The 3,084-nt window shown below is 38.6% G+C and carries 2 protein-coding genes; one reads left to right on the top strand and one right to left on the bottom strand.

Annotation, left to right across the window (positions count from 1 at the left end; all coding sequences use genetic code 11):
* A partial coding sequence (locus CAG60_RS16675) for a hypothetical protein (RefSeq protein WP_237667781.1) occupies positions 1-269 on the top strand: 269 nt, incomplete at its 5' end.
* Here the strand turns inward: CAG60_RS16675 and CAG60_RS11775 are convergent.
* The gene (locus tag CAG60_RS11775; RefSeq protein WP_237667780.1) at positions 266-2,875 is read right to left on the bottom strand and encodes an EAL domain-containing protein; all 2,610 of its coding nucleotides are present in this window, start codon (positions 2,873-2,875) and stop codon (positions 266-268) included. The genes CAG60_RS16675 and CAG60_RS11775 overlap by 4 nt on opposite strands.
* Positions 2,876-3,084 lie beyond the last annotated feature (209 nt).

Raw genomic sequence — 3,084 nt, 5'->3', positions numbered from 1 at the left:
GTATAATGGCTATTACCTCAGCCTTCCAAGCTGATGATGCGGGTTCGATTCCCGCCGCACGCTCCAAGCTTACTAAAATCCGTCAGAAGTTATCAAATAAAGCGCTTAGATGCGCTGTTTTTTTATCTTTATGTTTAATAAATGTTTTTCCTCTCATAACCGTTTACCATTTGCAAGAAAGCCTCCAGTTTATCTTTGACGTCTGTCTACCCAGTATCCAAATCTATCAAAGCCGGTTTCTGATAATATTAACCACAGAGTTGCGTTAATTTGTTTTGGCTGTTGTCGGAATACCATCAGGATAATTAAATGGGAAGGCTTCGAGAGGGACAGGACGAGAAAATAAATAGCCTTGGAAATCCAAACAACCGTAGCTAGCGAGAGCCAGTCTTTGTTCTTGTGTTTCGACGCCTTCAGCAATCACCGCTAAGTTCATGCTTTTCGCCAATGAGACAATCGTACGAGCAATATCCGCATCATGACTATTGGTGAGTAAATCACGCACAAAAGATTTATCAATTTTGAGTTGATCTAAAGGTAATCGTTTTAAGTAGTTGAGTGATGAGTAACCCGTTCCGAAATCATCGAGAGAAAAACTCACCCCATATTTTTTTAGTTGCGACATTTTTGTGATGGTATCTTCAAGATCTTCATGAAGCATACTTTCTGTGAGTTCCAGCTTAAGACGATCAGGATTCGCTCTATAACGTTGCAACGCTTCTAGAACTTGCTGAACAAAACCAGTTTGATGGAATTGCTTGGCACTGATATTAATGGCGAGAACCAGCGAGTCAGTGAGTGGTGAGTTTTGCCATACAGCAAGGACTTGGCAAGCTTGATCTAATACCCACTCGCCTAAAGGAAGAATTAACCCGGTTTCTTCAGCAATAGGAATAAACTCTATTGGTGAAATTGTCCCCTGTTTAGGATGTTGCCAACGAATAAGGGCTTCAGCGCCAGTAAGTTGACCATCATGGGTGACTTGTGGTTGATAGTATAAAGTGAATTCATTACGAGTTAAGGCGTGGCGAATATCATTGGCCATGGCTGCATGCTCTAACACTTTGGCTTGCATTTCTGGATTAAAGAATCGATGTGTATTGCGACCCGCTCCTTTAGCCTGGTACATGGCTAAGTCGGCATGCTTAAGTAATTCATCAATCCCTTTGGTCTCACCGAGGAAAAGGGTAACGCCGATACTTAATGTGCTAAAATGTTCAATATTATCAATGTAATAAGGCTTGGATAATGTATCAAGAATCTTTCTGCACAATAAATCAGCACGTTTAGAGGCGATGTCTAAATCCGAATCCAGTTGTTCAAGAATGATCACAAACTCATCGCCACCGATTCGAGCAACGGTGTCCGTTCTACGTACACAATCAAGTAATCGTTGACTGACTAAGGTTAAAAATTTATCGCCAATATCATGGCCTCGAGTATCATTCAGGGTTTTAAAATCATCCAAGTCTAAATATAAAATTGCACCGTACTGGCCATTTCTTTGGCTATTTAGTCGAGCTGATTCTAAGCGCTCCATTAATAACTGACGGTTAGGTAATCCAGTTAATTGGTCATAGAAGGCGAGCTGTTTTATTTTGCTTTCTGCGGCTTTACGTTGAGTGATATCAATTAACGTGATCACATAATTAATGATTTCATCTTCATGATCACTGATGACGGCAGTGATCATTGTCCACTGTAGATACTCTTCTCCATTTTTACGTTTATTAAAGATTTCACCTTGCCATGAACCTTGCGTTTTTAATTGCAATTCAAGTTCATCGTAAAAGCTTTGATTATGACGACCCGAGCGAATGACTTTTATATGATGGCCTAGTACATCTTTTGGTTGGTAACCGGTAATATCAGTAAATGCTTGGTTCACTCTAAGAATGTGTTTTTTTTCATCGGTCACAACCATACCTTCGGCTGACTCAAATACCGTGGCGGCAATTTTTAGATTTTCTACCATATGCTGCATCGCATCTCCCACTTGATTGTATTCATATATTCCAGTAGGAGAAAATGATACTCTTAGTCCTTTTTGAATACCTTGAATATAGTCGGTCAATTGGCTTATCGCTCGGCTATGACTTAGATGTAAAAGCCAAGCGGCAAGAATCAGCAGCAGTAAAAAAACACCAGATAATAAAAAGAATGTTTGCCAATAATGTTCAGAGACAGAAGTAAATCTCTGCTTATCGATACCCATTTTTAAGTTTAAGGGATATGCTTTATTGTTAATGTTCAGGGTTGCATTTAATAGATATAGATTTTCATAAGCACGCATCTGTGATGAAGTTTTTTCTTCACTAGAATGTGCTGGAAGCGCGATACTTGGACTGTATTGAATCAGTCTTGCTTGCTGATAATGAATAGACAAAGCATCTAAATCGGCCCGTTCAGCGAGAGTCTGAATAAAGCTTCGGTTTTGACCAATCGCCAAGCCAATAAACATATAGCCTCGTAATTGAATGCTCGCGGGGTCAAAAATTGGAGTCGCTTTTAATAAAGCGGTTAAATTTGGACTATGCACTAATGCCCATTCACTTGTGTAATGTAGCGGAGAGCGTAGTGAATTTAACATTGGTTCAATATTGTATAAAGGGAGTCCTGCATCCATTAAAACCTTGCCCGAGGAATCGGTTAAAAAGAAAATATCAAGGTTTGCTCCTAATGCTGAATCTTGAAACATATAGATCATATCTTCAGCAATGTTATTAAACTCAAAGTTCTCACCAGTTAATGAAGTGAACACTTGATTAGATGCAGTCGTGTGTAAATAAACCTCTAATAAATCTAGACGATTTTCTATTAAACTTTGTACGGTTCTTTGTCGCTGCGCTAAACTATTTTCAATTTCTGAATGCAAACTGATTTCTGCAGTACGTATTGAATAAAACATGGAAATAAGAAGGGTAAACAAGCTTAGAAAACCAAATAGCAAAGTAATTCGGGTAGTGAATTTGAGTTCCCACCTATTTTTTTTGCTTTTTTTTCCTATTTCTGAGCTTGAAGGCATTAATGTGTCTCTCCGAAAATTTTATTATTTTATAATTCTAACTATTGCACTATTCATTG

The organism is Vibrio sp. V33_P6A3T137, from assembly GCF_009904835.1.
In the GTDB taxonomy this organism is placed as follows: Bacteria; Pseudomonadota; Gammaproteobacteria; order Enterobacterales; family Vibrionaceae; genus Vibrio; species Vibrio metschnikovii.
This window is presented reverse-complemented; position numbering and strand designations above follow the sequence as displayed.